Origin of the sequence: Glaciimonas sp. PAMC28666, from assembly GCF_016917355.1 — a bacterium.
Lineage (GTDB): Bacteria > Pseudomonadota > Gammaproteobacteria > Burkholderiales > Burkholderiaceae_D > Glaciimonas.
Window position 1 is genome coordinate 2,995,367 of the sequence record NZ_CP070304.1, and the last position, 22,210, is coordinate 3,017,576.

The following is a 22,210-nucleotide window of genomic DNA, read 5'->3' on the forward strand; positions in this document are numbered from 1 at the left end:
GGCAATGGATCAAATTTTAAATGTGCTCGTGTTTGGCATTTTACTAGGCGGCATTTACGGCCTGGTAAGCATCGGGTTGAATCTGATTTTTGGCGTTGTGCGAATCGTCAATTTTGCACAGGGCGAACTGGTGATGTTCGGAATGTACGGCAGTTACTATGCCTACACCTATCTGGGGCTCAATCCTTATCTGGCAGCGCTGCTGGTCGCACCATTGGTTGGCCTGATCGGTATGGCGATTCAGCGCCTGGTGATTCAGCCTCTCCACAACGAACCGAATATGCAGATATTTGCGACCTTCGGCCTGTTGATGATGTTTCAGAACATTATGCTGGCAATCTCGCGCGGCGAGGCGGTCAGTATCGGTGGTGATGCGGGCGCAGCTGTGCTAGCGCTTGGTGATATGAAAATCAGTGTTGTCCGGCTGGTTACATTTATCGCTACCACGCTCATTACGGTCGGATTGCATTTGTTTTTGTCCCGCACCATGGCAGGCAAGTCGATCCGCGCTGTGACGCAGGATAAACGTTCTGCGCGGGTGATGGGTATCAACGTCGAGCGTACTTTCCTGTACACCTTCGGCCTTGGTGCCGGCTTGGCTGGGCTGGCTGGTGTGCTGCTGACGCCAATCTATTCGATCACGCCCACGGTCGGCGGTAACTTTATTCTTGCTGCTTTTGCTGTGGTCGTTCTAGGTGGCCTGGGGAGTGTCTGGGGCGCTTATATCGGCGGCCTGATCGTCGGCATCGTTGAAGCATTTGCTGGCTATTACATCGATCCTTCGTTGAAAAGTGCGATCTGGTTTGTCATTTTTCTTATCGTTTTAATCTTGCGTCCATCAGGCCTGTTCGGTCAGGTTGGCGCGGAAGAAGTGGGATTCCGTGAACAACATTGAAACAAGTACGCTTGATAAAGAGATGCCTTTAGCCCCACCTCAGGTGCGGTCCAATGCAGAGTCTGAGCTGGAACATTACGGCGCCATCCATCGCGATTGCGGAATCGATGGCAGAAAGCAGACGCTGCTGAAATATCTCGGCGGGATAGCGATCGCGTTCTTGCCGTTCATCCTGATGGTAAATGATCCGTATTGGCTCAACATCATCGCGTTCACCTATTTGATGGGTGGCCTGGCGGCAGCGTGGAACATCATCGGCGGGTTTGCCGGCCAGTTCTCGCTCGGTCATGGTGTGTTTTTTGGCATTGGCGCATATGTCACGGCGCGGTTCTATACGCTGTTTGATGTCTCGCCATGGCTCAGCATGATTCCGGCAGCCCTGTTCGCGGCGCTGATTGCGGTGTTGATCTCATGGCCGACGTTTCGTTTGCGTGGGCCATTTTTTGCCATTGCAACAATGGCGTTCAATGAAGTTGCGTTTGTGATCGCAAACCACTTTGATTCGCTGACGAATGGCCCTAGCGGTATTTTGATTCCTTTTAAGCCAGGCTTTGCCAACATGATTTTCGTTGAGCGTTGGCAGTACGGCTTACTGATGTTTGTGTTCGCGGCGCTGGTGATTGGGATCACTGTGCTGTTGCGCCGAAGTCGGCTTGGTTATTACCTGCTGGCAGTGCGCGAGGATGAGGATGCGGCGCGGGCTGCCGGTATTAACGTGCTAAGTGTCAAATTGCGCGGCATGGCGTTGAGCGCTGGCCTGACATCGATAGGCGGCACTTTGTTTGCGATGTATTTACGCTATATCGATCCGCCTACACTTTTTACGATGACCGATGTCGGTGTGAAATTTGCCTTGATAACATTGATCGGTGGAATCGGAACGATTGCTGGCCCATTACTGGGCGCGGCACTGATTATTCCGTTTGAAAATTTCCTGCGTGCCGAACTCGCTAGCGCGCTGCCCGGCATTAATTTAGCGATCCTTGGATTCCTGATGGTGCTGGCGGCTTTATTCATGAAGCGCGGTTTGGTTGGCGCACTGACCGACCTGTGGCGCAAGCTGGAACTCATGTGGATGGCAAGAAAATGACGCAAACAATGACGAAAGAAATGTCCCAAGTAAAGCCCGGCGCGATGCAGCCAATGCCGGATCTGCTCGCGGTCAAGGGTGTCAGCAAGCAGTTCCTTGGATTGCGCGCCGTCGATAACGTCACGTTGTCGGTAAAAAAAGGTGAGATCATTAGCATCATCGGGCCTAATGGCGCTGGTAAAACTACTTTTTTCAACTTGCTCTCCGGTCAGTTATCGCCCAGCGAGGGTGAAGTGCATCTGCGCGGAGACGTCATTAACCGGCTCGCACCGCACGCACGTGCCCAACTCGGCATCGGCCGCACCTTTCAGATCGCCAAGCCGCTGATCACATTGAGCGCGCTGGAGAACGTCATGATCGGCGCATTCATGCGCCATGCGCGTTTAACGACTGCGCGCGACAAAGCGATGGAGGTACTGCAACGTGTCGGGTTGGCGCGCCACGCATTGCGACGGGCTGGTGATTTAACGTTGAGTGAACGACGTCGGCTGGAGGTGGCGCGGGCGCTTGCGCTTGAGCCTGAATTGGTCTTGCTTGATGAAGTCATGGCTGGCCTGAATCAGAGCGAAGTGGGACAAGTCATCGAATTACTGCAGGACTTACACGCCAACGGCCTGACCTTTTTGATTATTGAACACAACCTCAAGGTAGTCCGTGCCTTCTCGGATCGGGTGGTGGTGCTGGATCGCGGTCGCATGATCGCAGAAGGTAGTGCTGAGCAGATTCTGAGCTCACCGGAAGTCATTAAAGCGTATCTTGGAGATCAACAATGACGAACGCTATTTTACGGGTTGAGGCGCTCTGCTCCGGGTATTCGGAACTACCTGTTTTGCATGGCATGACGCTCGACGTCGGACAAGGTGAATTTGTGTCGGTAGTGGGTGCGAACGGCGCGGGTAAAACCACGTTGCTACTGACGATCACTGGCCATTTGAAGACGCATTCTGGCCGCGTAATGTTCGATGGGCAAGATATCACCAATTTGCCCGCGCATGCTGCGGCGGAACGTGGGCTGGTCATGGTGCCTGAAGGCGGCCGTCTGTTTCCATTCATGAGCGTGTTGGAAAATCTCCAGCTTGGTGCTTACCATGCGAAAGCTCGGGAACGGATGGCGGAGTCGCTGGACGAAGTAATGACGTTATTTCCATTGCTTGCAGAAAGACGCACACAGCTGGCCGGTCGCCTGTCCGGCGGTGAACGTCAGATGTGCGCCGTCGCTCGCGCAATGATGGCGCTACCGAAACTGTTGATGCTGGATGAGCCGTCACTCGGCCTCGCGCCGATCATGGTTGATAAAGTGTTTGAGATTGTCAGCCAGTTGGTTGCATCAAAGGGCATTTCGGTATTGTTGGTGGAACAGAACGTTGGCAACGCGCTGCGCATGTGTCAACGTGGTTGCATCATCGAGCACGGTCGTATTCTCAAGATCGCAAGTGGCAAAGATCTGTTGCAAGACCCTGACATTCAACGCTCGTATATGGGGCTTTAAACGCGGGACTTTAAACCCCGAACTTAAACCGCTGGGCTTTAAATACGGGATCCGGTTTCCTGGAAAATTGCTGGCTGTTTCGGGTGAGCAATGATGGGGAAACTATCGGTTCGGATCAAAGTTTCCCAAGCTAAATTAAAGTGTAAAAGCCTTGTTCAAAAAAACTACACATTGTGCAAAGTTAGCCGCCTTTTCCCCGCTTTAGCTAGTTTACGCAAGCAGCACAGAAGTGAGTATGAAATCATCAAATTGAGTGTGATCTGTAAGAGATATCACTATTAACTATAAAAATGAAACGATCAGGGGACATCACAAATGAAAAAATTAGTTGCTGCAATCGCCATACTGGCTCCTTTCGGCGTAGCACAAGCCGACTCCAGCGTTACCATTTACGGTAATGTGGATGCAGCTATCGTATCGGTTAATACGATCGGTGGTACGACAAAACCGGGCGGTACCGTCGGCGTCAATTCAGCACACATTATTCGTGAAGATTCTGGTGTTGGTCCGGCAAGTCGTCTTGGCTTTCGCGGTAACGAAGATCTTGGCGGTGGACTGAGCGCGAACTTCGTCCTTGAGGCAGGCTTCGGTGCCGATAATGGCGCGAGCCAGCAGGGCGGTGTATTTTTTGGTCGTCAATCATGGGTTGGTTTGACCGGAACTAACTGGACTGTTTCCATGGGTCGTCAATATGCGCCGATCGACGTCATCTTTGCGATGATCGATCCAATGTATGGTCTGTACTTCGGTAACGCAACCACTGCGACCAACCACGCTATTTATCCAACCATTGGCGCAACTGCAACCAGCGGCACATGGCAGTCGACTTCACGGGTGAATAACTCGTTGTTGGGAACATTCAAAACGTCGGGTCTGACGTTCAAGTTGATGTTGGCAGCCGGCGACGAAAACACCCGTGGCACAGGTCAGTTGATCAACCCAAGTGTTAACTACGACAATGGTCCTTTGTCGTTGAGCTTATCGGCTACCCGTCTGCGTCAGGCGCAAGATAGCATTCTTGCGACCGTTAAGCCAGAGTGGGTGAGTGAGCAAATTGCCGGTGGTTCTTATACATTTGACTTCGCCAAGGTGTTCGTCGGCGCTTATCAATTTATCGGACCGAGCAATTTTGCTAACCTAAGCCCAGCCGCAACGGTTGGTAATCCTGCTGCAGCTGCTTATGCTTATACCTGGAGCCGTCAACGTTCATACTGGTTCGGCGCACGTATTCCGGTCGGCACGGGTACTTTCATTCCGTCTATCGACAGAATCGATTATCTGTATAAAAATAGCCCGAACGGCCGCGGCACTGTTGTCGGCCTGACGTATGAGTATCCGTTCTCGAAGTCGACCGTGTTGTATGCTAACTACGGACAGACCAAGAACAATTCATATGCAAACGGTCCTTTGGTTTCGACGATCACTTCTGCGACAGTTGGCGTTGTTCCTTACGGTTCAACCATTCGTGCAGCGGCAATCGGCATGCGCCACTCCTTCTGACCCGGATCGACGTAAAAGTCGCCCCAGCGGCGTCGTGCTCTCCTTGCCACCTACGCGGCTCGGTCTTTCGTACTGTCTGCGTCGGCACGCCTTGCTGGGACGATTTTGCGTCAATCCTGGACTTAAGATCTGCATCCTGATACACCATTGATGGCCCTCCTCAAAATGAGCAGGGCCACTTTGTTTTAAGCCTCTGTTTTCTTCTACGTTGACATAATTTTACGGCTGCTTTACGCAGATTCATTGTGCAATCGCTATTTTATGTACGTACTTTTTTACGTCCATTTCAGTCGAAATTTAGTCTCCAATTTTGCCGCATTGGGGCGTGTTTATTGTCTCGATCAAAATTGTTGCGACCTCGGGAAAAATACGATACCATCGGGTATATAACAATTCTATAAAGTATATATCAGCTTGTGAGACGTTAAAAATCGTTTGGATATTTCGTGATTTTGGCGCTCAGCGGGGTGGTAAACCGGGGAGATAAAAATGGTGAATCGTCGTACCGTGGTGGCGGGATTATCAGCGCTGGCATTCGCGCCCATGATCGCAAGAGCGCAGTCTAAACCCTTGATTCGTATTGGCATGTTGCAAGATGCATCAGGTCCTTATAGTTATCTGGGCGGGACTGGTTCGATTATTTGCGCGCGTCAGGCGATTGCTGAAATCGCGAGTGCGCGTGGGTTGAACGTCGAAATCCTCACGGCCGATCACCAGAATAAACCCGATATCGGCGCGGCTATTGCTCGTCAGTGGCTCGATCAGGGCGTTGATGCGCTGATGGAGTTTAATAATTCTGCCATTGCGTTAGCCGTCAATAATCTGGTGCGGGAACGCGACAAAGTGATGTTGGCCAATAACGTCGGTTCTGCTTCGCTGAGCGGCAAAGAATGCACGCCGAATATGACTCATTGGACCTTCGACACCGCTATGCTGGCCACTAGCATGGGTAACGGGATGATCGAAAAGGGTACTGGAGAAAGTTGGTTCTTTATTCGTGCCGACTATGTGTTTGGCAAGGCCCTGCGAGACGATACCGCGGCGGTAGTCATCGCCAAAGGTGGCAAAGTGGTAGGCGAAGTTGCGGTGCCGGTCGGCACCACCGACTTTGCTTCAGCCTTGCTGCAGGCGCAAGCTTCGGGCGCCAAAGTCGTGGCGTTGGCATTGGCCGGGAATGACTTGCTCAACTGCCTGAAACAAGCCAATGAATTCGGTCTGACCAAGGGCGGCCAGCGTATGGCGGCGCTGATTATTTATCTGCAAGATATTAAAGCGCTCGGTTTGCCGGTGACCAAAGGTTTGATATTGACCGAATCGTTCTATTGGGACTTGAACGACAAGTCGCGTGCTTTTGCCAAACGCATCACACCTCAAACCAAAGGCGTGCCACCGAACATGGGGCAGGCAGGAGCCTATTCCGCGGTGACACATTATCTGAAAGCAGTTGCCGACGTGGGCGCTGCCGAAGCCAAACGTTCGGGACGCGTAGTGGTCGAGCGGATGAAGCAACTGCCGATCAGTGATGACGTGTTGACCAATGCGCGGATTCGCGCGGATGGTCGGGTTGTCAGCGATGTTTATTTGTTTGAAGTCAAAGCACCTGAAGAGAGCAAGGGCGAGTGGGACCTGTACAAGATCAAACGGAAACTTGGGCCGGACCAGGCCTGGCGTCCGATGGCAGCGGGCAATTGCCCTTTAGTCAAACCAGGGAGCATTTGAATGAGCGATATTCCCATGAAGGCACCTATTAATATTCCAGAGTCACCTTTTACGCGTCCGGAAATGTTTTCACCGGATGTCATGGTCGAGGATAACAAATGGTATCCATTAGGTAAATTGGGCAAGGTTCGACCGATTCTGTTTGATGTCTCAAACGGTGGCTGGATCAGCATCCTGAAGGCCGAGGGTCAAGGCACGATTCAACGTCATCGCCACGCATCGCCGGTGACCGGTTGGACGCTTGATGGGGCCTGGGGTTATCGCGAATATGACTGGGTTGCACGTGCGGGCAGCTTCGTCTACGAGCCTCCCGGCCATATCCATACACTCTACATCGATCCGGAAGCAGGCAAGATGACCGCATTGTTCCACGTCCATGGACCGCTTGTGTATCTGGATGAAGAAGGTAATGCGACCGACTATGACGACGTTTTTTTACGTCTGGATCGGTATGCCAAGTATTGCCGTGAAGTGGGCCTGGGCGACGATTATCTGCAATCGTTGATTCGATAATCAGACCCTTTATTTTGCTAATTCTGCCCATTGCAGAATAACCCGATTTAATTCTTGTTCTTAGGATGGCACCCAATGTCTTCAAAAATGCACTTGATGCAGATGCTGATTCACAGTGCCAGCACGCATACCCTGCTTAGTTGGACCGATCCTAAAGATGGCCAGCTGGATGGCCTGCAAGATTTTGCCTATTGGCAGAATCTGGCCCAGACGCTTGAGCGCGGTTGCTTTGATGGTGTGTTTTTTGCGGATAGTCCGGCGACCCATGCTGTCTATAAAAATAGCGTTAAGCCTTCAGTGGAATATGGCGCGTCATGGCCGAACCACGATCCGATGCCATTGGTGGCGGTGATGGCTGCGGCGACTAAACATCTCGGTATCGGTGTGACGCTGTCGACTACCGGCACGACGCCGTATCTGGCGACCCGTCGCATATCGACTTTAAATTACTTGAGTCGTGGCCGCGTAGGTTGGAATATCGTGTCGGGTTTCAGTGCGGCTGAGCATCAGGCCAATGGTCTTGGCGCATTGGGCCATGACGAGCGTTATGACCAGGCGGATGAATTCATGGACATTTGCTATCGTTTATGGGATTGCGTTCCGGATGCGGCGATATTGAAAGACCGTGTGAGCGGCAAGTTCGCTGACCCGGAACAAATCAACGTGGTGGATTTTCAGGGACGGTTCCTCAACTGCAAGGCGGTAGCGCCGACGCTACCGTCGCCATACGGTCGTCCATTGTTATTTCAGGCTGGTTCATCGGGACGCGGTTTGAAGTTTGCGATGGAACACGCTGAAGTGATCTTCGCCATTCAGTCGCATGTGACAGGTATGAAGAAAAGCATGTTGCAACTGAAAGCTGCTGCGGCCGAGCAAGGTAAAGGCCAAGAATGCAAGGTCCTGTTTGGACTGCAACCGATCGTACGCAGCACAGAACTGGAAGCACGCCAGCGCGCCGAAGAGTTGGCTGAACGAATTCCACTCGATGCGATTCTGGCGCGGCTCTCCGGTGTGTTTGGGATGGATTTGAGTCAACTTGACCCTGATTGTCCAATGGCGGAGATGGAGACACAGGCTTCGCGGGGCCTGATGGCCGCAACTGTGACCGGTGCCGATGGACGAGCGGTCACGTTACGGCAGGCGGCAACCACATGGGCATTGTCGGTTGCGATCCCGCAAGTGATCGGGACACCGGAGCAGGTGGCCGATGAAATGGAGCGTACCTGGCGCGAAACCGGTTGTTATGGCTTTAATTTGAGCCCAACCACCAATCCGGATAGCGCGGAAGATTTTGTCGATCAGGTCGTGCCGATCTTGCAAAGCCGTGGCGTATTTCGCACCGCTTATGAAGGTGATAGTTTCCGTGACAACCTGATGGCTTGATGATTTGGCGAGGTGGAAAAATTGACTGATACGATCATCGAAACACGCGGCTTGACTAAGGACTTCCGCGGCTTCGTCGCGGTAGGTGGCATTGATTTAAAGGTGCGCAAAGGTGCTATCCATGCGCTGATCGGTCCTAACGGCGCGGGTAAGTCAACTGTCTTCAATTTGCTGACCCGCTTCCTGCCAGCCAGCGGCGGCCAAATCTTCTTTAAAGGAGAAGATATCACGCGGCGTGACCCGGCATTAGTGGCACAGGGCGGCATGGTGCGTTCGTTTCAGATTTCCTCGACTTTCCCTGCTTTCAGTGTGCGCGACAATGTGCGAATCGCACTCCAACGTCCGTTGCAGGTCAGCTATCAGTTCTGGCGCTCTGACAAGACACTGGCCGCATTGAACGAACGTGCCGACGAATTACTCGACGCGGTGGGACTCACGCGCTGGCGCAATGTGCGTGCAGCCGATCTGTCATATGGGCGCAAGCGCGCGCTGGAATTGGCGACCACATTGGCGCTTGATCCTGAAGTTATGTTACTGGACGAGCCAATGGCAGGCCTCGGCCACGAAGATATAGAACGAATCGCTAGTCTGATTCGCAAGGTTGCGGTCGGGCGCACGGTACTGATGGTGGAGCATAATTTAAAGGTCGTCGCCGATTTGTCAGACACCATCACGGTGCTGGCGCGCGGTAAAGTGCTGGCTGAAGGGCCGTATGCAGTCGTGTCTGCCAACCCGCTGGTACGCAGTGCTTATATGGGATCTGCTCATGCTTGATTCAGTTAGCGTATCTCAAGGTCAGTTTCGACCTCAAGCTGAAAGCGTGGCTGGTGCCCAACCGGACTTGCTAGTCATTGAAGATCTATGTGCCTGGTATGGAGAATCCCAAGCTTTGCACGGCGTTGACCTTAGCGTAAAGCGCGGCGAAATCGTCACTCTGTTAGGGCGCAACGGTGCTGGAAAGACCAGTACCTTACGTTCCATTATGGGATTGATGCGGCACCGCGAAGGCACGATCAGATTCGCTGGGAGCGAGTTAATTTTCGCGTCACCGGATCAGATTGCACGTCAGGGCATTGGCTATTGTCCAGAAGAGCGCGGTATCTTTGCTGGCTTGACGGTGCAAGAAAATTTGATGTTGCCACCGATCATCAAGCCAGGCGGCATGACTCTCGCGGAAATCCATCAGTTGTTTCCTAATCTGGCTGAGCGCAGCGCCAGCCCGGGAACCAAACTGTCAGGTGGCGAGCAGCAAATGCTGGCCATTGCACGCATCTTGCGGACCGGTGCTGACTTGCTGCTACTTGACGAGCCGACCGAAGGTTTGGCGCCGGTTATTATTGAGCAAATTGGTCATGCCATCCAGAAGCTCAAAGAGCGCGGTTACACCATCGTTTTGGTCGAGCAAAATTTCAATTTCGCTGCCAGCGTGTCGGAGCGATTTTACGTGATAGAAGATGGCCGCGTAGTCGACCACATTGCCGCCGCCGAGATCGCCGATGCAACCACAGTCGCCAATATTCATAATTACCTGAGCATGTAAATGATGACAGAATTTTTTGGCGTTTCCGTGCAAGCGCTATCCGGGCAATTGATGATCGGCGCTATCAATGGCGCTTTTTATGCCATGCTCAGTCTTGGTCTGGCGATCATCTTTGGTTTGCTGAACATCATCAACTTTGCCCACGGTGCGCAATACATGATGGGTGCGTTTTGTGCGTGGCTGTTACTCAACTTCCTCGGAATGAATTATTGGATAGCGCTGGTACTGACGCCGTTGATCGTCGGTGCGAGCGGCATGTTAATTGAACGGTATTTATTACGCCATATCCAGCAGCTCGACCATGTTTATGGCTTGCTCCTGACGTTTGGCGCGGCACTTCTGATCGAAGGCGCATTCCGTCAACTATTCGGTGCGGCTGGTCTGCCGTATGCCACGCCCGCGCTATTGCAGGGTGGGCATCATTTAGGCTTCATGTATTTGCCTACTTATCGCGCCTGGGTATTTATTTTTTCTCTGGTGGTATGTGGTGCGACCTGGTTAATGATCGAAAAAACCAAGTTGGGTTCTTACCTCCGCGCCGCGACCGAAAATCCAACGCTGGTACAAGCTTTCGGTGTACGGGTTCCGCGCATGATGATGCTGACCTATGGCTTTGGCGTAGCATTAGCGGCGTTGGGCGGCGTATTGGCCGCACCGATTTATCAAGTCAGTCCCATGATGGGAACCAGCACCATTATTGTGGTATTCGCAGTGGTGGTCATTGGCGGCATGGGCTCCATCGGTGGCGCTATCTTTAGCGGCTTTGCGCTCGGTTTGGCGGAAGGGTTGACCAAGGTTTTTTATCCGCAAGCATCCAGCACGGTGATCTTCGTGATTATGGCACTCGTATTGCTGGTCAAGCCTGCTGGCTTGTTCGGAAGGACTGCATAATGGGAGCCAACGCAACAACCCTGCTGCAAAAAAATAATATGCATCAAACCTTGCGCCAGAATGCACAACTGATAATCGCTGCCTTAATGCTGTTGATTGGGCTAGCGGCACCCTTTATCGGGCTATATCCGATTTTCATGATGAAAGCACTGTGTTTTGCGCTGCTTGCTTCGGCTTTTAACTTACTCTTCGGGTATGGTGGCTTACTCTCTTTTGGGCATGCTTCGTTCTTTGGTACCGCGGCCTATGTAACCGGTTATACGATGAAATATTGGGGCATCTCGCCCGAAATCGGGATCCTGCTCGGTACGCTGGCGGCCGCAGCGCTAGGCGTCGTATTTGGGTGGCTGTCGATCCGGCGTCAGGGTATTTATTTTGCGATGGTAACGTTGGCGCTGGCGCAGATGCTATATTTTTTCTACTTGCAAGCGGATGGCTTCACTGGCGGCGAAGACGGCATTCAGGCGATTCCGCGTGGTCATCTGTTCGGCCTGATCAACCTTGATCAACCGCTCGCGATGTATTACACCGTCCTGGCGATTTGCGGCGGCGGCTTTGCGCTGATTTATCGGGTTGTACATTCTCCGTTCGGGCAGGTGCTTAAAGCTATTCGGGAAAACGAGCCGCGTGCCATTTCGCTGGGGTACCGGGTTGAGCGGATTAAGTTGCTGGTGTTCGTATTATCGGCAGCGCTGGCCGGCCTGGCGGGTGCGACCAAGACGTTAGTGTTCCAGCTCGCCACGCTTAACGACGTCAACTGGTCGGTGTCTGGTGATGTCATCCTGATGACACTGGTGGGTGGGGTAGGCACGTTGTTTGGTCCGATTGTCGGTGCCTTCGTGTTGGTGATCATCACCACCTATCTGGCCGGTTTTGGCTCTTGGGTCACGATGATTGAAGGAACGATCTTTATCATTTGCGTGATGTCTTTCCGGCGCGGCTTGTGCGGTTGGCTGGCCGACCGATTCCAGACTGCCAGTCCAGTTCTGAGTGAGAGCGAGCCATTGGTAGCAACCGATGCGGCAAAAGCCGGCTTTCGTCGTACTCTTTCCACACCTTCCATTCCACTGAAAGATGCCAGTCTCCATGAGTAATCCTTCGATAGAGTCGCCGCGCATGCCAGTGATTGATCCGACCGAGTTGCGGCGCTGCCTTGGTGCGTTTGTTACTGGGGTGACCGTTATCACCGCCCTGGATGAAGAGGGTGCGCCCATTGGGATGACAGTCAATTCGTTCAATTCGGTCTCGCTTGATCCGCCGCTGATCGTTTGGAGTGTGCGCACCAATGCGACCAGTTTCCCGGTGTACAGCAAGGCAAAGCGGTTTGTCGTCAATATATTATCGGAGGAGCAGGTTGATATCTCCAATCGCTTCGCTAAATCCGGCCCCGGCCGGTTCGAAGGAATCGCTGTCACAGCGGGCCTCGATGGGTTGCCGCTAATCGACGGCTGCGCAGCGTATCTTGAATGCAGCACTGAAGCTACTTATCCTGGTGGTGACCATTTACTGTTTCTTGGCCGGGTTGATCGGATTCTGGGCACTTCGCGCAAGCCGCTGGCTTTTGGTGCCGGGAAATACATGGTGGTGCATCCGCACGCGCCCAATGCCGACCTTGGCTCCGGTAATGTCGCCACCTTGAACGCCGTACAATTAGCGCGTCCTTGTCTGGAAGAATTGAACCGTGAAACGGATAAAACAGTCGGTTTGGGCGTATGGGGAAACATGGGCCCGACTCTCATCTGGTGGGTAGAGGCGCGCCAACCGCTGGACGTGCGCTTGCGCTGCGGCATGGTATTACCGCTGTTGGGTTCGGCTACCGGCAAAGTGTTTGCCGCATTTTCAGCGCCACAGTTGACGGCGCGCTATCTGGATGCAGAGATTGCCGCAGTTCAACATATTCCCGCTGCACCGTTTAACACGCGTGCAGCGGTCGAATCACATCTGGCACTGGTGCGCGAACGTCAACTCGGTGCGATAGATGATGCGATCATGACCGACATTAACGAGTTAGGCGTAAACGCTGTCAGCGCGCCCGTGTTCGATGCTTCGGGCGCGATTGTGCTGGCGCTCACGATGATGGGCGCAGCAGTCAGTTTTACGCCAGATGATCCCGCCGTAGCGCGTTTAAGCGATGCGGCACGGCGCTTGTCGGCTCGCCTCGGCCACCGGCCTTAACGAATTGCAGGGGCGCGTTACGCCAATAACCCTCACTTAGAGAAAGAATACGATGATTGAAAATACATGGAAACGCTGGGGCGAGGACGATGAACGCGGCGCGTTGAATTTTATCGGACCTGATCAGGTTCGCCGCGCCACGGGTCTGGTGCAGACTGGTGAAGTATTGCGTCTGGCACAATTGCTGTCGTCCAAGACCCCGGTGCCAGCCCACCGTTGCGGTCTGCAACATTTCATGGGCCGCGATGGCGGTGATTACGCTGCCGGTGCCGGTCGTCCAGAGGGTTTTCAGTTCGCCGAGGATTCAGTGATCATGCCGTTGCATATCGGTACCCATGTGGATGCCTTGTGTCACGCCTGGTATGACGACACGCTGTACAACGGTTTCTCGGGCGACACTATTCGCAGTACCACTGGTGCCTCCAGACTTGGCGTCGAAAAGATGCCGCCTATCGTCACCCGCGGAGTGTTGCTTGATCTGGTCCGCTTGAAGGGACGCGTGTTGGTTCCGGGCGAAGTGATCAGTCGCGCCGACCTTGAGGCTGCTGCAGCGATGGCTGACCTGAAGATAGAGCGAGGCGATGCGGTATTGCTGCGCACAGGTTGGCTGGAATCACAAAAAGGCGTGAAGAACGTGTCATTCGATGTGGAACCGGGTATCGATGTAGAAGCTGCGCGCTGGTTGGCTGAGTGCGAAGTCGCCGTGGTGGGTGCTGATAACTTCGCTGTTGAAGTACTGCCATTTGCAAAAGGCACGGTATTTCCGGTACATCAACTACTGATCCGCGATTTTGGGGTGCCGTTGCTGGAAGGTCTGATGCTCGATCCGCTGGTCGCCAGCGGTCGTTATACATTTCTATTCGTTGCCAGCGCGCTGCCTATCGTTGGTGCGACCGGTAGCCCTCTCGCGCCTGTTGCTGTATTGTAAAACATGAAAAACTCCCCTAAGAAGCGGCCACTGGACGGTATCCGCGTCCTCGAAATTGCATCGATGGTGTTTGGTCCGGTAGCCGGTCAATACCTGGGTGACATGGGGGCCGATGTGATCAAACTGGAGCCGCCCGAAGGTGACCTGACCCGCTCAATCGGCCCGCGCCGCTCGCCACGCATGGGCGCTTTTTTCCTCACCAGCAATCGCAGCAAGCGTAGCATTGTGGTTGATCTGAAGCGCCCCGAAGGCCGTGAAATCCTGCAGCGCTTGCTGGCCAAGACCGATGTGCTGCTGCACTCGATGCGTACGCCTGCCGCCGCACGTCTCGGCCTCGATTACGCGACGCTTGCAAAAACCCATCCCGGTCTGGTGTATTGCCACGTTACCGGCTACGGCGACGATGGAGAGTACGGCGGACGTCCCGCTTACGATGACATTATTCAGGCCGCCTCAGGTCTCGCCATGTTGCAGGAAGTGGTGGCTGGACAGCCGCGCTACATCCCGACTATTGTGGCCGACAAGATCAGCGGCGTACATGCAGCTTACGCTATCGTATTAGCGATGATGCATCGCTTGCGTACGGGCGAAGGCCAAGAGGTCGAAGTGCCGATGTTTGAGACCATGGCCTCGTTCAATATGATCGAACATCAATGGGGTCATATTTTTGAGCCGCCAATCGGTGACATGGGTTATGCGCCGGTTGTGGCGGCAGCCCGCAGACCCTATAAGACGCTGGATGGCTATTTATCCCTGTTGCCGTATTCAGATTCTCACTGGCGACGATTTTTTGAATTGGCTGGTGCGCCGGAAATCATGGATGATCCGCGCTTTACCCTGTTCTCCTCGCGCCAGGTACATTTCCGTGCGGTATGGGATGAAATCGAGCGTCAGATCGGGCTCAAGACCAATGCAGAATGGTTACGCCTGCTAACGCCGGAAGATATTCCATTCTCGCCAGTCAACGATATCGAAGATTTGCGCGAAGATCCGCATCTGAAGAGTGTCGATTTCTGGAGCGTGCAAGAGCATCCGACCGAAGGTAAATTATTGATCGGGCGGAATCCTTTACGGATGAGTGCTTCGCCACCGGATATCACCCGTTTGCCACCCGGCCTGGGACAGCATAGCGCAGAGATTTTGCGTGAGTACGATTACGATGAAGAAAGTACGCAACGCCTGCTGGCACCTGGTGGTGTGTGCGCTTCAAATTCATAACAATAAAAATAGGTAGTTGTCACTAATTGTTCGCGGCAATGTGCGTCAGAATGGCTTTATCTTGGCGGCATTGCTGTTTTTTTTGCGTTTAAATTCTTTTTTTTAAAACAATACAAATCGGCACACAACTGGTCGATAGCGAATGTCCTACTCCGCCTTTACCTTTCTCCTACCTGAATATCAGTGTTTGACTGATAGTTATCATAACTGGTTCAATTATCATCGGTAACTACTAATAGTGTTGCGGTGCTGTTCGCAGCGCGCGCGATATTTGGGATTCATACGCGCCGCATCAATGTGAACGCTTTATTTTAAGCGTAAACGTAAATTGCAAACTCCTGGAGCACATTACGGCGTCATGCAGGGTGAACTGCCATGCCGTCCGTTTTAATAAGCCAACCTGAATGTTTTAGGCCGATTCGTTCCATGAATTTTTTCGTGGCTTTTTTGTGAGACCGATGTCATTTCTTTCCTTAAAAATGGAGTAGACCATGGACACAAACTCAGAAATTAACAAGGCTGGAGATCGCTCCCTGGAAGGCGTGAGTAGCCTGATTAAAGATAAAAGCGCCGATCTTCACGGCGCCATCGATAAAGCGTCCGACTTAACTCGCCCAGCTGTAGAACGCGCGGTGAATGGCGCGCACGCTGGTGTAGATCAAGTATCGACCGCACTGTCGGATGCCACCGCTACACTCGCAGAACGGACGCGTGAGCTCACCGCTGCCTATCAACGATATGCCGAGACCGGCCGTCGTTACGTCCGCACCAGTCCGGTTTTATCAATTAGCGTGGCCTTAGCCGCTGGCTATTTGTTTTCAAAGTTATTCAGCAGTAGAGACCGCTGACAAATGGGTGAAATGGGTGTTTCAAAGCCTGTTTTAAAACCGCAATATTCAATGGTCTTATGCCGTTGCGAGCAGCGCGGTATGGTGTAGTTGTGTGCAGTTGAAGAATCCACTTTTTCGGTGAAACACAATATTAATGATTCTCCGACGGTTTGCACCTCGTAGCGTGCATTTTATATATTGGAGCGATAAATGAAAAAATATCTACTGAGCTTGGCCGTCTTGATGGCAATTGGTTCCGGCGTAGCATCGGCACAAACGAACGCAACAATGCCAAGCGGCACTTCGGGCACTGATGCGTCCTCCACCGGGGCGATGGATAACGGTGCGATGTCATCTCCTACCAAGAAGACCACGAAGAAAAAAATGAAAAAAAGCTCGACCAGTTCGGGCACTATGAACAAAGATGGAATGGATAAACCTGATATGAAGCATTGATTAAGGGCATTCCTTAGTCGGTATTTGCAGATTGTTTCGGTGTATGCGTTAGCAGAAATTCTGTGTCAGGTCGCATATATGATCGACGGCAATCTTGCAGATATTGCGGAAGTAAGCTTACTCGGCCCTTTCCTCATTGACGACCTATCGACTTTCTAGTCGATAGGTCGCTTTTGCGTTTACGGTGTAAATAAGTTTTGCTGAGTGAGAGTCGAGCATTGGACGTTTTTGGCAATAGAATGTGCGCGTAAAAAGCCAACAGTAGTAATTGAACAGAACTCAGAAATGGACCTAAAGGAAGCGTCCATTCGAGGAAGAATCCACTCAGATAACGGCATGCATTCGGATAGGCTTGACGTAATGCATATCGCGCTCGGGTTTGATCAGTGTCACGGCGATCGCTCCTATCACTAAAAAGACACACGATGCAATAAACGGCAGACTCCAGTTGCCAGTCAGGTCCACCACCGCGCCGAACACCACAGGAGAAATAATAGTGGCCAACGCCGCACCAGTATTGAGCATCCCGCTGGCAGTACCAGCATGGAGGGGAGCGATGTCCATAGGCACAGCCCAAATTGGTCCTATGGTCAGTTCCAGCATGAAGAAAGCCCCAGACAAACACCATACAACTACACCGATGTCTTTACTGATCATGACAGGAATCAAGAAACACATCGCGCCCAGAAAACTGAGCACGATGACGCTCTGCCTGGCCAGACGGAGATTGCCGGTACGCTTAAGCACCTGGTCGCTGATCAAGCCACCGGTTACATCGCCGACCACGCCAGCAAAAAATACGCCGGAGGCAAAGATGGCGGACTTCTTGAGATCAAGGTGATAGGCATTCATAAAGAAAATCGGCACCCAGCTGAAGAACAGCGTATTGGTCCAGACCTGGCAAAAATAGACAAAAATAGTCGGTGCCATACGACTAAAGATTTTTTTCCAAGGTGTTTTGGCATGGCGTTCGGCATCACTGACCGGTTCCGGCAAACGTGCCAGTTCCGCTTCATTGATCGCGGCATGTTCTCGCGGATTGTCTTTGTAATAAAAGATCCATGCAATTATCCACAGTGAAGTCATGGCACCGACGATCACGAACGCTGCTCGCCAGGAATGCAGGATAATCAGCAACGCCACGATCGGGGGAGCCACAGCATTACCGAGCCGGGAACAAGAGTGGGTAATGCCTTGTACAAAGCCACGATCCTTGCGCTGAAACCAGTTTGCAATGGCGCGGCTCTGGGCCGGAAGTGCCGCACCTTCGCCTATCCCGAGCAACAGACGCGCCAGGATGAGCGATACCAGACCGGTGATGAAACCAGTCGCTATAGTAGCAATTACCCAGATAACGCCACACACGATCAAGGTTTTTTTTGCACCGATACGATCCGCAAACCAGCCACCAATGATCTGGAACAGAGCGTAGGTATAGCCGAATGCAGAAAACGCTAGCCCCAAGGTAATATTCGATAAGCCAAGCTCGTCCTTAATCGGTCCTGCTGCTGCGGCCAGATTGACGCGGTCCAGGTAGAGGATGAACGACATGGCGCAGAATAGCGCCAGCATGTATTTCTGGACGTGCGTGGCACGCCCTGATTGAGCAATTTGCATCGAGTCTCCTTGCATGAGGTTGGCCCCTTAAGGGTGCTCTAATTAACTATAAACGGACTAAACGCTACACATCCGAGGGGGGGCAGCCGGACTCAGGACTGGCGCCGCCCCTGCGCCATTTTGCAGGCCAATTCGAAGGCGTTTTCCATGGCTGTGATTTTGGCGAGACCTTGCCCGACAATGTCGTAGGCAGTACCGTGGGCCGGGGTAGTGATCGGAATCGGGAGACCGCCTTCGACGGTCACGCCAATATCGAAGCCCAGTAATTTTGTAGCGATCTGTCCTTGATCGTGATACATCGTGACGATGCCATCGAGCTGACCGTTCCTGGCGCGCAGAAAAATAGTGTCTGCCGGAAACGGACCGCTGGAAGGATAGCCTTGCTCTGCTGCCAGTACCATGCCAGGCGCGATGACATCACCTTCCTCGGTGCCGTAGTTGCCGTTATCGCCATTATGAGGATTGAAGCCGCATACACCTATACGTGGATGGGCTTTGCCAGCGCTGCGAAAAGCTTCGGTTAGCGTACGGATACCTTCACACACGCCTTCGGGCGTCAGCATGGCGGAAACGTTTTTTAAGGCAACGTGTGACGTGACGCGCGCAGTCCAAAGATTGTCCAATATATTGAGTTCGCCACAGGGGCCGTGATAATTCAGCAGGTTGGCGAACCAGCGCATTTCATCCTCTTCCTGCATTCCCCCCAGACGCATGGCACCTTTGTTAAGCGGCGCAAAGCACAAGGCATCAGCTTGACCGCTGGTGACCAGTCTGGTCCCCAATGTCAGCGATTCAAGGATGAAATTGCCGTTTTCTTTTGCCGCCACGCCCGGCGTAAAGTCTTGCTCCATGCGATCCCACTGAGCTATGTGGAGCCAGTCCGACGCGACCAGTGGTGGTAGGCCAGTCACTGCCGCCGCACGCAGCAATGCTGGATGGTTGCCGATAAGGGTGACTTGCGCGCGTGCCGCTATAGCGGGTGTAGAGAGCATGCGCAGTACGAGTTCAGGACCGATGCCGGCCGGGTCGCCGATGGTTAGAACGATATGCGGTTTGACAGTTTTTCCGAGGGAGATATTTGCTACTTGCATAGAGGATCCTGTGAAATTCAAGCGGAGGATTTTTTTGCGAAAGCCCATGCACCAGAAATTCAGCCAGGAGATTTTTTACGCAAAAAACGATGGGTAACTATAGCGGCGAGGCGGGCCGCGAATCCATCGTTATTTTGCTTATGCAGGATTCGCATTTTGCGAAACCGATGTGGTCAGTGCTTGCAGAATGGTTGTCGCAGCGAGGGACATGGCGTGGGCTGGTTGATGGCAGAGAATAAAACTGCGGGTAGCCCAATGTTCGGCCACCGGTATGCAGCAGAATTGTGGACTGCCGGCCAATTGGGCGGCAATTTTAGTTGGCATCAAACCGATGCCGATTTCTTCGGCAATCATCGCCACCATGCTTTGGAAACTGCGCACCATCATGCGCATATGCAGTATGCGATTCTTTTCTGCGGCCAGGCGACCCAGAGTAAGAGAAATAGCAGCGCCTTCGCTCAGACCAATAAGGTTGTGCGGCAGAATATCTTCGAGGGTGACACTAAGCAGGGCCGCCAGTGGATGCGCGGCAGGCGTTACCAGCACCAAACGGTCTTCGCGGTAAAGCTGATTCGGTAACGTGCTGGCACCTAGCGTACTTTCATAAATGCCAATGTCGGCCAAACCGCGCGTCACCATCTCCAGCACTGCCTGGCTGTTGAGTTCAATCAGGTCTATCTTGATCCCAGGAAACTGCAAGTGACAACGACGGATATCGGCCGCCAGGAATTGCAAGACCATGGAAGTGCAGGCAGCCACCCGCACCACACCCATGGTGCCGTGACGGAATGCGCCAGCGTCGTCCTGCATGCGGGTCACGGTATGTATCATGCTGCGGACATGCCGCAATAGTGTTCTTCCGGCATCGGTCAGCGCCATGCCATGCGGAAGGCGATCGAATAGCGTTATTCCGAATTGCGCCTCGAATTCTTGAATGCGCCGGGAAGCAGCCGCCGGAGCCAGATGGATACTCTCGGCCGCTTTGGTGACAGCACCAAGCTCTGCGGTAGCCACGAACAGGCGCAGCGTGGTCAAGTCGAAATGAACGTGCTTCAAACTCGGCTCAGGAACAGAAGTCAATGACATAAAAAGAAGCTCTCAATGCAGTTAGTCATGAATAGTGGGGTTATTTAACCACTTAAAGAGTAGGCGATCAATCAGCCACATCTGTTGGGGATAATTTGATGTATGCATGGGCCCGGCTCACTGGCTGTCAAAGACCTGAGACAACAAAAAACCCGTTAGCCTGTGAAGGTAACGGGTTTCTGGACTTCTTAATACTTTGTAATACGTGTTCTTGGTGCCGAGAGCCGGAATCGAACCGGCACGCCTTACAGCGCGGGATTTTGAGTCCCGTGCGTCTACCTATTCCGCCATCTCGGCAACGCGTGCAGCATTATGGCGTATTTGATGCGTCAGATCAATAGCTTTGAGCAATCAAATGGTATTTTTATCGGATAAATGATTAGCCCGACAGTTTTTTCATGACGGCTGGTTAAATTAGAGCCGTTGCCGTTTGGCACGGCGTTGTACGGTGTGCAAATAAATGAGCAGACTAACGGCGACCAACGCAATGCTGGCGCTGTTTCCCATCCAGAATCCGGACGCGCCATGCAAGGCTGGTGGACTTATCCCGAACGGATTCAGACCCAGAATGTAGCCGGATACCAAACCAACTCCCCATAGCGAAACGGCGTAGATGATGGTCGGAATAATGGCAACTTTATAAGCGCGTAAAACGAAAGCAGTGCTGCACTGGATGGCATCGAATAGTTGATAGAAGCCGATGAATATAAATAGCGGCATCGCTGCGGCGATGATGGTTTCGTTTGGCGTGTAGGCGCGAATAATGGTCGCGCGCAAAAGCCAGATTGCTACGCCGAGACTTGCCGAGCAGGTGGCTGCCAGGCGGATGCCGGAATAGCCTATGCGTTGCGCGGAATCGAGTTCCTTCGCGCCGATCGCTTGGGCTACCAGTATTCCTGTAGCAATCGCTATGGACAACGGGAGCATATAAAGCACCGTCGCAAAATTGGCGGTAATTTGATGACCCGCGACCGCGGTCTCTCCCAGTCGCGCGATGAAAATCGCCATGAAGGTGAATGCGGTGACTTCAATGAAGTAGCTCAGGCCGGTCGGAATACCGAGTTTTAACAAAGCGCGTTGCGCGCGCCAATGTGGTCTGACGAAACCACTATGAAACAGCGCGAACTGTTTGTAAAAACCATTATGGCGCAGGATCAGCCAGCCGATCAATAACATCACCCATGCGATGAGAGTCGTCGCAATCGCACAGCCGGGGCCGCCGAGCGCTGGAATGCCGAAACCACCGAAAATAAATAGGGCGTTCAGCGGAAATTTGAGCAGCACGCCGACGAGTTTAATGGCCATCACCATCTTGGGCCGCGACACGGCGGTGTTGAGTGCCGAGTAGACATTGAAACCGAGCGTTGCCGGGAGCGCTAACGCCAGAATTTGAAGATACAGAGTCGCTTTCGCGCTGAGTAATGGTGATGCGTGAGCGATTGACAAAAATGGTTGCGGGAAGAGCAGTACGATACAACCGAACAGCGAGAGGAATAACGCTAACCAGGTGCCTTGTTTAACCTGATAGCCGATGTCTGTCATCCGTTGGCCGCCATATAACTGACCGATAATCGGCGAAAGCGCTTGGAGGACTCCGCTGAGACCGACAAATACACTGACATAGATTGCGCCGCCTAAGGCCAATGCGGCGAGATCCGTTGCAGAATAGCGCGATGTCATTGCGGTATCGATGACACCGTTCAATACCAACGCCAGTTGCCCGACAAGGATGGGCCACGCAAGTTTGGCAATACGGATCGTGTTAGAACGGCCGAGTCGAATTTTGGCT

At 52.9% G+C, this 22,210-nt stretch carries 21 protein-coding genes and 1 tRNA gene; 17 read left to right on the plus strand and 5 right to left on the minus strand.

Annotation, left to right across the window (positions count from 1 at the left end; all coding sequences use genetic code 11):
• Nucleotides 1-4 precede the first annotated feature (4 nt).
• From JQN73_RS12865 to JQN73_RS12945, 17 genes are all read left to right on the plus strand, one after another.
• On the plus strand, nucleotides 5-895 hold the full coding sequence (locus JQN73_RS12865) for a branched-chain amino acid ABC transporter permease (RefSeq protein WP_205319269.1): 891 nt from the start codon (nucleotides 5-7) through the stop codon (nucleotides 893-895).
• The gene (locus tag JQN73_RS12870) at nucleotides 882-1,985 is read left to right on the plus strand and encodes a branched-chain amino acid ABC transporter permease (RefSeq protein ID WP_205319270.1); all 1,104 of its coding nucleotides are present in this window, start codon (nucleotides 882-884) and stop codon (nucleotides 1,983-1,985) included. Before JQN73_RS12865 ends, JQN73_RS12870 begins: the two co-directional genes overlap by 14 nt.
• Entirely contained in the window at nucleotides 1,982-2,758 is a 777-nt protein-coding gene (locus JQN73_RS12875) for an ABC transporter ATP-binding protein (RefSeq protein ID WP_205323347.1), read from the plus strand. Before JQN73_RS12870 ends, JQN73_RS12875 begins: the two co-directional genes overlap by 4 nt.
• The gene (locus tag JQN73_RS12880; protein WP_205319272.1) at nucleotides 2,755-3,474 is read left to right on the plus strand and encodes an ABC transporter ATP-binding protein; all 720 of its coding nucleotides are present in this window, start codon (nucleotides 2,755-2,757) and stop codon (nucleotides 3,472-3,474) included. Before JQN73_RS12875 ends, JQN73_RS12880 begins: the two co-directional genes overlap by 4 nt.
• 315 nt (nucleotides 3,475-3,789) lie before the next feature.
• Entirely contained in the window at nucleotides 3,790-4,974 is a 1,185-nt protein-coding gene (locus JQN73_RS12885; protein WP_205319274.1) for a porin, read from the plus strand.
• Between the two features lie 489 nt (nucleotides 4,975-5,463).
• On the plus strand, nucleotides 5,464-6,693 hold the full coding sequence (locus tag JQN73_RS12890; RefSeq protein ID WP_205319276.1) for an ABC transporter substrate-binding protein: 1,230 nt from the start codon (nucleotides 5,464-5,466) through the stop codon (nucleotides 6,691-6,693).
• On the plus strand, nucleotides 6,694-7,206 hold the full coding sequence (locus tag JQN73_RS12895; RefSeq protein WP_205319278.1) for a 2,4'-dihydroxyacetophenone dioxygenase family protein: 513 nt from the start codon (nucleotides 6,694-6,696) through the stop codon (nucleotides 7,204-7,206).
• Nucleotides 7,207-7,281: 75 nt separating this feature from the next.
• Nucleotides 7,282-8,589, plus strand: a complete 1,308-nt coding sequence (locus tag JQN73_RS12900) for an NtaA/DmoA family FMN-dependent monooxygenase (protein WP_205319287.1) — start codon at nucleotides 7,282-7,284, stop codon at nucleotides 8,587-8,589.
• Between the two features lie 21 nt (nucleotides 8,590-8,610).
• A complete protein-coding gene (locus JQN73_RS12905) occupies nucleotides 8,611-9,363 on the plus strand; it encodes an ABC transporter ATP-binding protein (protein ID WP_205319289.1) in 753 nt (250 codons plus the stop codon).
• Nucleotides 9,364-9,430: 67 nt separating this feature from the next.
• Complete coding sequence (locus tag JQN73_RS12910) at nucleotides 9,431-10,129, plus strand: ABC transporter ATP-binding protein (protein ID WP_240162567.1); 699 nt, start codon at nucleotides 9,431-9,433, stop codon at nucleotides 10,127-10,129.
• Between the two features lie 3 nt (nucleotides 10,130-10,132).
• Complete coding sequence (locus JQN73_RS12915; RefSeq protein WP_205323348.1) at nucleotides 10,133-11,020, plus strand: branched-chain amino acid ABC transporter permease; 888 nt, start codon at nucleotides 10,133-10,135, stop codon at nucleotides 11,018-11,020.
• A gap of 38 nt (nucleotides 11,021-11,058) precedes the next feature.
• Nucleotides 11,059-12,114 carry a branched-chain amino acid ABC transporter permease gene (locus JQN73_RS12920; RefSeq protein WP_205323349.1) on the plus strand — a complete coding sequence of 352 codons (1,056 nt, stop codon included), beginning with the start codon at nucleotides 11,059-11,061 and terminating at the stop codon, nucleotides 12,112-12,114.
• Nucleotides 12,107-13,195: a flavin reductase gene (locus JQN73_RS12925; protein WP_205319299.1), complete on the plus strand. Its 1,089-nt coding sequence runs from the start codon at nucleotides 12,107-12,109 to the stop codon at nucleotides 13,193-13,195. Before JQN73_RS12920 ends, JQN73_RS12925 begins: the two co-directional genes overlap by 8 nt.
• 52 nt (nucleotides 13,196-13,247) lie before the next feature.
• Nucleotides 13,248-14,123, plus strand: coding sequence for a cyclase family protein (locus JQN73_RS12930; RefSeq protein ID WP_205319300.1), 876 nt, complete (start codon nucleotides 13,248-13,250; stop codon nucleotides 14,121-14,123).
• Nucleotides 14,124-14,126: 3 nt separating this feature from the next.
• Nucleotides 14,127-15,341, plus strand: coding sequence for a CaiB/BaiF CoA-transferase family protein (locus JQN73_RS12935; protein WP_205319301.1), 1,215 nt, complete (start codon nucleotides 14,127-14,129; stop codon nucleotides 15,339-15,341).
• 491 nt (nucleotides 15,342-15,832) lie between these two features.
• The gene (locus tag JQN73_RS12940; RefSeq protein ID WP_205319302.1) at nucleotides 15,833-16,189 is read left to right on the plus strand and encodes a hypothetical protein; all 357 of its coding nucleotides are present in this window, start codon (nucleotides 15,833-15,835) and stop codon (nucleotides 16,187-16,189) included.
• 192 nt (nucleotides 16,190-16,381) lie between these two features.
• A complete protein-coding gene (locus tag JQN73_RS12945) occupies nucleotides 16,382-16,627 on the plus strand; it encodes a hypothetical protein (RefSeq protein ID WP_205319303.1) in 246 nt (81 codons plus the stop codon).
• A gap of 324 nt (nucleotides 16,628-16,951) precedes the next feature.
• On the opposite strand, the gene JQN73_RS12950 is transcribed toward JQN73_RS12945, so the two are convergent.
• The 5 genes from JQN73_RS12950 to JQN73_RS12970 form a co-directional block, all read right to left on the minus strand.
• Complete coding sequence (locus JQN73_RS12950) at nucleotides 16,952-18,244, minus strand: MFS transporter (protein ID WP_205319304.1); 1,293 nt, start codon at nucleotides 18,242-18,244, stop codon at nucleotides 16,952-16,954.
• 92 nt (nucleotides 18,245-18,336) lie between these two features.
• Nucleotides 18,337-19,335 carry a 4-hydroxythreonine-4-phosphate dehydrogenase PdxA gene (locus JQN73_RS12955; RefSeq protein ID WP_205319305.1) on the minus strand — a complete coding sequence of 333 codons (999 nt, stop codon included), beginning with the start codon at nucleotides 19,333-19,335 and terminating at the stop codon, nucleotides 18,337-18,339.
• A 138-nt stretch (nucleotides 19,336-19,473) separates the two neighbouring features.
• Complete coding sequence (locus JQN73_RS12960; protein ID WP_205319306.1) at nucleotides 19,474-20,421, minus strand: LysR family transcriptional regulator; 948 nt, start codon at nucleotides 20,419-20,421, stop codon at nucleotides 19,474-19,476.
• 212 nt (nucleotides 20,422-20,633) lie between these two features.
• Nucleotides 20,634-20,718, minus strand: a tRNA-Leu gene (locus JQN73_RS12965).
• Nucleotides 20,719-20,835: 117 nt separating this feature from the next.
• Nucleotides 20,836-22,203: an MATE family efflux transporter gene (locus JQN73_RS12970; RefSeq protein WP_205323350.1), complete on the minus strand. Its 1,368-nt coding sequence runs from the start codon at nucleotides 22,201-22,203 to the stop codon at nucleotides 20,836-20,838.
• Between the last annotated feature and the right edge of the window lie 7 nt (nucleotides 22,204-22,210).